The 6,662-nt window shown below is 65.9% G+C and carries 4 protein-coding genes and 1 pseudogene; 1 reads left to right on the top strand and 4 read right to left on the bottom strand.

The features are described from left to right. Positions 1–51: 51 nt before the first annotated feature. The 4 genes and pseudogenes from APH44_RS30745 to APH44_RS20500 all read right to left on the bottom strand — a co-directional run bounded on the left by APH44_RS30745 (position 52) and on the right by APH44_RS20500 (position 4,528). Positions 52–645, bottom strand: coding sequence for a methyl-accepting chemotaxis protein (locus APH44_RS30745; RefSeq protein ID WP_370671052.1), 594 nt, complete (start codon positions 643–645; stop codon positions 52–54). 534 nt (positions 646–1,179) lie between these two features. Beyond that, positions 1,180–1,695: pseudogene (locus tag APH44_RS30740) on the bottom strand (MCP four helix bundle domain-containing protein); the annotation flags it as partial. 116 nt (positions 1,696–1,811) lie between these two features. Then, entirely contained in the window at positions 1,812–3,335 is a 1,524-nt protein-coding gene (locus tag APH44_RS20505) for an MFS transporter (protein ID WP_054894303.1), read from the bottom strand. A 245-nt stretch (positions 3,336–3,580) separates the two neighbouring features. Continuing rightward, positions 3,581–4,528, bottom strand: coding sequence for a LysR substrate-binding domain-containing protein (locus APH44_RS20500; RefSeq protein ID WP_054894302.1), 948 nt, complete (start codon positions 4,526–4,528; stop codon positions 3,581–3,583). Positions 4,529–4,629: 101 nt separating this feature from the next. On the opposite strand from APH44_RS20500, the gene APH44_RS20495 reads away from it, so the two are divergent. Further along, positions 4,630–5,844 (top strand): cation:dicarboxylate symporter family transporter, encoded by a 1,215-nt coding sequence (locus APH44_RS20495; protein ID WP_054894301.1) that lies wholly within the window; start codon positions 4,630–4,632, stop codon positions 5,842–5,844. The last annotated feature ends 818 nt before the right edge of the window (positions 5,845–6,662 follow it).

Raw genomic sequence — 6,662 nt, 5'->3', positions numbered from 1 at the left:
GCAATCCCTGCAGGAGCGGGTTTACCCGCGAAAAGGTCGGGCCTGGGGGAACTACCCGGCAGTCTTGAAGAAGCCCATCCGGCTGCCCAGCGCATCCGCCAGCTCCAGCAGCTCCTGGCTGTCCCCGGCCAGGCGCGTGGAACCTGCGTGGGCATCACGCGAGGAGGCGTGGATGCGATTGATGTCCTGGCTGAGCATGCTCGCCGCCACATCCTGCTGCGACGAAGCCGCGGCGATCTGGTTGTTCATCTGGCTGATCGCTGCCACCTCGCGACGGATCTCGTTCAGCGAACGCTGTGCGACCTGGGTACGCTCCACCGTGCCCTGCGCCAGCTCGCGGCTGTCGCCGACGATCTGCGCAGTCTTGCCGGCACCCTCCTGCAGCTTGCCGATCATGCCGCGGATCTCGCGAGTCGATTCCTGGGTGCGGTTGGCCAGCGAGCGCACCTCGTCGGCGACCACCGCGAAGCCCCGGCCGAACTCGCCGGCACGCGCCGCCTCGATCGCGGCATTGAGCGCCAGCAGGTTGGTGCGCTCGGCGATGGAGTTGATCACCTCGATGATGCTCTCGATGGCCTGGCTGTCAGAGGCGACCTGCAACACCGCCTCGGTGGCCGACTCCAGCACCTGGGCCAGCTCGTGCATGGAGCTGGCGGTACCTTCGACCACGGTCTTGCCAGCATCCACTTCCTGGTCAGCCGCCTCGGAGGCCCGCGCTGCCGCGGCGGCGTAACCGGCGATCTCGTTGATCGCGGCCACCAGCTGCGACACGGCGCTGGCCATGTGCTGAGTGTCGTCGCTCTGCTGCTGCATGCGCCCCTGGTTGGCGGCGGCGCCCTGACTCATGCGGCTGGACGAGGCGACCAGGTCGGTCGCCACCTGGTTGACCTGGGCGATGATCTCGGTGAGGTGACGGTTGGTGGTGCCCAGCGCGCCCATCACGCTGTCCGGGTGCTGGCTGCGTACGCTCTGGTCGATCTCGCCACGGGCCAAGCCACGCAGCAGTTGCGCCACTTCCTCGGGCTCGGCGCCCAGGGTCGAGCGAATGCTGCGGATGATCAGCAGCGAGGCGCCGACGCTGAGCAGCGCAGCCAGGGCCGCGGCCCAGAGCATCAAACCGGCAAAGCCCGAAGCGCTGTCACGCACGATGCCGATGTCGCGCACTACATCCTTTTCCTGCAGGTCGATGAAGGCGTTGATACTGCGCAGCCATTCCTTGTACGCCGGCGCGACCTGGGCCAGCAACAGCGCCTGGGCCTGCTCGAAGTCGCCCTTGTGGCGCAGCTCCAGCAACTGTGCGGTGGCGGCCTGGGCGGTACGCTCGATGCCCTGGATCTGCTGCTGCAGGCGCTGCTCGTCGGCACCGGCCTGAGGCTCACCGAGCATCTTGGCCAGCGGCACCGCTGAGGTCTGGTAGAAGTCGTCCAGGCGCTTGATGTCCTGGAGGAAGCCCGAAAGCTGGCCGTCATCGTGGGTCAGCACGGCATCGCGGATGGCGATGGCGCGGTCATGCACACTGCCGCGCAGGTTGATCGCATAGCGCTGCTTGACCGTGGTGTTGCCGCTGACCTCGGTGAGCAGCGCGTCGATCCCGCCCACCCGGTGCACGCCGATAGCGGTGATGACCAGCATCAACCCAACGACCAATGCAAACCCCAGCGCCAACCTCATGGTGATGCTGATTCCTCTGAACATGGTGTCCTCCCCCGAGTGCATAAAAGCTTTTTGCCATCATTTTTTGCATGCTTTATACCCAGAGAATGTGAAGCCTTCTAATCGCGTTGATTGATAACGACCATGAAATTAAATCATCAGGTCGGCTGCGTGACTGGCACGGGGAGTGGTCGGTTCAGCAGAAGCCCCACCACCACGGCGAACACCAGCGCCGCCACCCCGGCACTCGTCAGCACCGCTTCGAAACCGCCGACGAAGGCTTGGCGTGCCAGCGGCGCGAGGGTGTCGCGCAGACTCGGATCGACCACCGCCAGCGCCGCCGGCAGATCGCCCGCCGCGACCCGGGTCGCCATGTCGCCGACCTTGTCCAGTTGCCCCGGCGCCACGCCCGCCACCGCCTCACGCAACAACTGCCCGCTGCGGCTGGCCAGAATCCCGCCCAGCACACCGATGGCCAGCACGATCGCGCCGAAGCGGGTGGTGGTGCTCAAGCCCGAGGCCATGCCGGTGCGCTCACGCGGTACGCAGGCCATGATGTTCTTCTGCGTATCGCCGTTGAGCAGCCCGGCCCCGGCGCCAAGCACCAGGCTGGCCAGGGCGAAGCGGGTATAACCGCCGTACGCGGCTGCAGCCGAACACAACAGGTTGCCCAGCCCCACCAGCAGCAACCCCAGGGCGAACACGCGCGCCGAGCCGAGCCGTGCCGACAGGCGCATGCCCAGGCGGGGTGTCAGCAGCATCGCCAGGGCGAACGGCAGCATGCCTGCACCTGCGGCCAGCGCTGGCAGTTGCAGGCCGTTCTGCAGGTACAGCGGCAGCAGGGTCATCATCACCTGGGCGCAGGCGGCATAGGCGAACATGCCGAGCAGAGCGCCGATGAAGCGCCCGCTGCGCATCAGTTGCAGGTCGATCATTGGCCGCGACTGGTTGCGCTCGACCAACACGAAGAGGAAGAACAGGAACGCCGCGATCACCAGGCGCCCGAGGGTGGGGGCGCTGTCCCAGCCGACGCGGTTGGCATCGATCAGCGCCCAGATCAGGTAGCCCAGCGCACCCGCGAAGGTCAGGCTGCCGAACGGATCCAGGCGAGCGGCGGCGCTGTCGCGCGATTCCTCGATGCTGCGCCGGACCATGAACGCCAGCACCACCACCAGCGGCAGGTTGATGTAGAAGATCCAGCGCCAGCCCAAGGTGCTGGCGATCAGGCCGCCAAGCAGCGGTGCGAAGGTGATGGTCGCGCCCATGCACGCGCCCCAGAACGCCCAGGCGCGCAGGCGCTCCTCGGGTTCGTGGAAGCGGTGACCGATGGCCGCCAGCGCGGCGGTGAGCAACAGCGCCGCACCAAGGCCCTTGACGGCCCGGGCCAGGTCGAGAAACATCAGTGTCGGCGCGGCGCCGCAGGCCAGCGAGGCCAGGCCGAACAGGCCCAGGCCCAGTTGCAGCATGCGCCGTCGGCCGAAACGATCGGCCAGGCTGCCGGCCGGGAGCAGGGCTGCGGCGAAGGCCAGCAGGTAGGCGCTGACCACCCATTCGATGTCGGCGAACGAGCCGGACAGGTCACGGGCGATGCTGGGCAGGCTGACCGCGACGATATTGGTGTCGAGGATGATCAGGGCGCACACCGCCGAGGCGGTGAACAGGGTGAAGCGGGCGGATGACATGGTGAGGCTCCCGAAGGGGGGGGGTGATCTTCAGGGCCTCATCGCGGGACAAGCCCGCTCCCACAGGTGCCCCGACGACTCCGAAACCTGCGGAACACCTGTGGGAGCGGGCTTTGTCCCGCGATGAGGCCGGAACAGCCACCACAAGCCTGTCGGCCAAAATCGCTTCGCCACAGACTTTGCAGTGTTGCGACCACCCTACCCTCCCAGCGCCCCGGCCTTGTTAGCCAGGCGCCGCGTTGTCATTAGTCTGTAGCTAACGCAGCACCACCGGCCTCCCGTCGTTCACGGCGCAACTCGCTGCCCAGCTCCCGCGCCAACGCCACAAAATTCACCGCCTGCGGCGACGGGTTGTCCTGCCGGCACAGCAAGGTAATAGGCGCCGCCAGCCGTGGCCGGGCGTCGCGGATTGGCCGGTAGGCCACGCTGTGTTCGTGAAAGCCGCGCATCGAGGTCGGCACCACCGACACCCCGGCACCTGCGGCCACCAGGCTGACGTTGGTCAGCATGCGCTCGACCTCGAACGCCACCTTCGGCTCGAACCCGGCATTGCGACACGCCTGCAGCAAATTGGCGTACATCCCCGGCGCCCCCGGGCGGCGCACCAGGATGAACGGCTCGTCGGCCAGGTCCTTGAGGGCAATGGCCGCACCGCTGTCGAGCAGGCGATGGCCAACCGGCAGGGTCAGCACCAGTTCTTCGTTGAGCAACCGGTGATAGGCGATGCCGCGTGGGCGGTCGACCGGCGCGCGAAGGATGCCGATGTCGACGCTGTCGTCGCTCACCTCGTCGGTCAGTTCGCGGGCGTTGCCTTCGTGCAAGGCGATATCGACGTCCGGGTACAGGTCGCGGTAGCGCCGGATGATGCGGGGGATCAATGGATGGGACGCCGCCGAGCTGGTGAAGCCGACCTTGAGGTTGCCTTCGATGCCCTTGGCCGTGCGCGCCGCCTTCTGCGCACCGTTCTCGACCCGTTGCAGGATGTCCAGTGCCTCTTGAAGGAACACCTCGCCGCCAGCGGTAAGGTCGACACCCTTGGCATGGCGGATGAACAGGTCGAAGCCCAGCTCCTGTTCCAGTGCGCGGATCTGCTGGCTGAGTGGCGGTTGCTGCATGTTCAGCCGCGCGGCGGCACGGGTGAAGTGCTTTTCCTGGGCGACCATGACGAAGTAACGAAGGTGACGAAGTTCCATGCAGGCTCCGGGGACGGGTGGCGAGGAGCATTGTGGCGCATGCGCAGTCCTCGCACCATTCACGCTAGAATCGGCAAACCGGAAAAAAACAAAAACTGCCGATGATCCGCAATCGCTCTCGTTCAGACCTCGCCCTGCTGCTGCTCGCCCTGCTGGCCGGTGCGCTGCTGGGTGTCTGGCAGCCGGACCTGGCGGTGCAGATGAAGCCGCTCAGTGACCTGTTCATTTCCATCATCGGCGTCTGTGCCCCGGTGGTGATGTTCATCCTGGTCTGCTCCAGCACCGCCGCCCTGAGCGACTACCGCGCCACCGCCCGCCTCGGCCTCAAGGCCATGGCCTACTGGCAACTGATGTCGTTGCTTTCGCTGCTGATTGGCCTGGTGGTGGCTTTGCTGCTGCGCCCTGGTGCGGGGTTGGAAAGCTCCAGCCATGTGTGGTCGGTGCCGCTGCTGGCCGGCGACGGTCCGATGCTCTCGCGCCTGCCGACCCTGCTGCTCGACTCGCTGGAAGAAAGCCCGATCCTCAAGGTGCTGCTGGCCGCGTTGGTATGTGGCCTGCTGCTGGGGCGCAGCGGCGAAACCGGCCGGCGCCTGGCCCGCCAGCTCGACCGGACCATGGCCTGGATGTTCCGCATCATGCGCCTGATCGTCAGCTTCGCGCCGCTGGCCGCGTTTGGTGCCATCGCCTTCATCATCGGCAAGTACGGCCTGGACGCCGCCATTCCCCTGGCCAAGTTCGTCGTTGCTGCCTACGCCGCTTGCCTGGCCTACCTGCTGCTGGTGCCGCTGCTGGTGATGCGTCTGCTCGGCTGTCGCCTGGCGCGGCTGGTGGGCTACATCAAGGAAGAACTGCTGCTGGTGATCTCGACCGGCTCGTCGGTGGCCGCCCTGCCGCGCCTGGTGGAAAAGCTCGAAGCGGCGGGTTGCGACAGCCAGACCCTGCGCTTGACCCTCACTGCCGGCTACAGCTTCAACCTCAATGGCTCGAGCCTGTACCTGATCGTCGCGGTGCTGTTTCTCGCACAGCTTGGGCATATCGACCTGACTCCCTCGCTGCTGGCGACCATCGTGCTGGTCAGCCTGTTCACCTCGCTCGGCTCGACCAGCGTGGCCGGCTCGGCCTTCGTCACCCTGGCGGCGACCTTGAGCGTGCTGGACATCGTGCCGCTGGAGAGCATTGGTTTGTTGATCGGCGTGGAGCGGCTGATGAAATGCCGGTCGGTGACCAATGTGGTGGGCAATTGCGTGGCGTGCCTGGCGATTGCCTGGTGGCACGGGAAAGTGGATCGGGCACGATTGCGCGAGGTGTTGGGCTAGGGCAACTGTGGGAGCAGGCTTGTCGGGCGCCGAACCGCCGCGAACACCGGCACAGCCGGTGCCATGCATCGCGGTGTACTTTTCGCGGGCAAGCCCGCTCCTACATTTGTTTCGGGCCAATGAATCCTGTGGCATTTTCGCGCGACCCCTTTGGCGCACGGCGCGTTATCGAGTCGTACACACCAGGCGTCGAGAGCCTATGGCACAGGCATAACTGGCCCGAAACAAATGTGGGAGCGGGCTTGCCCGCGAAGCGCCGCGCGGGCGGCGCTCGATCTCATAGGCGCTGAAAAGCTTTCGGCAAGCACCTGCCAGCCTCTACACAAACACCTTGAACTGAAGCGGTGCCGGCGAGATTCGGAATTTTCTGAGGCATGGGGACATCATATTTCCCCCGGGTGGCAGCTGTGGTGGGGTGAGAGACCGGACCAACACAGAGCAAAAGCCGGCCAGGCATAAAGCCTGCCCACACACAGCTGCCATGACAGCGTTGAACTGCAACTAGATAGCGGGTTCTCACACCCTTCTCTTTCAAGGTGTGCGCATGTGATTGCGTGAGGGCTGACAGGTGCTTGCCTGAAGCTTTTCAGCGCCTGTGAGATCGAGCGCCGCCCGCGCGGCGCTTCGCGGGCAAGTCGGAGCGCCGAACCGCCGCCCCTACATTTGTTTCGGGCCAGTTATGCCTGTGCCACAGGCGCGCGACCGCCTGGTGTGTACGACTCGATATCGCGCCGTGCGCCAAAGGGTTCGCGCGAAAATGCCACAGGATTAATTGGCCCGAAACAAACTGTAGGAGCGGGCTTGCCCGCGAAGCGCCG

This window comes from Pseudomonas sp. NBRC 111143 (assembly GCF_001320965.1).
In the GTDB taxonomy this organism is placed as follows: domain Bacteria; phylum Pseudomonadota; class Gammaproteobacteria; order Pseudomonadales; family Pseudomonadaceae; genus Aquipseudomonas; species Aquipseudomonas machongensis.
The sequence above is the reverse complement of the archived record's forward strand: the minus strand, read 5'-3'. Positions and strand labels throughout refer to the sequence as shown.

Coding starts and splice junctions, on each gene's coding strand:
- APH44_RS30745 (WP_370671052.1), bottom strand. CDS start 645: ATGCACGAGCTGGCCCAGGTGCTGGAGTCGGCCACCGAGGCGGTGTTG.
- APH44_RS20505 (WP_054894303.1), bottom strand. CDS start 3,335: ATGTCATCCGCCCGCTTCACCCTGTTCACCGCCTCGGCGGTGTGCGCC.
- APH44_RS20500 (WP_054894302.1), bottom strand. CDS start 4,528: ATGGAACTTCGTCACCTTCGTTACTTCGTCATGGTCGCCCAGGAAAAG.
- APH44_RS20495 (WP_054894301.1), top strand. CDS start 4,630: ATGATCCGCAATCGCTCTCGTTCAGACCTCGCCCTGCTGCTGCTCGCC.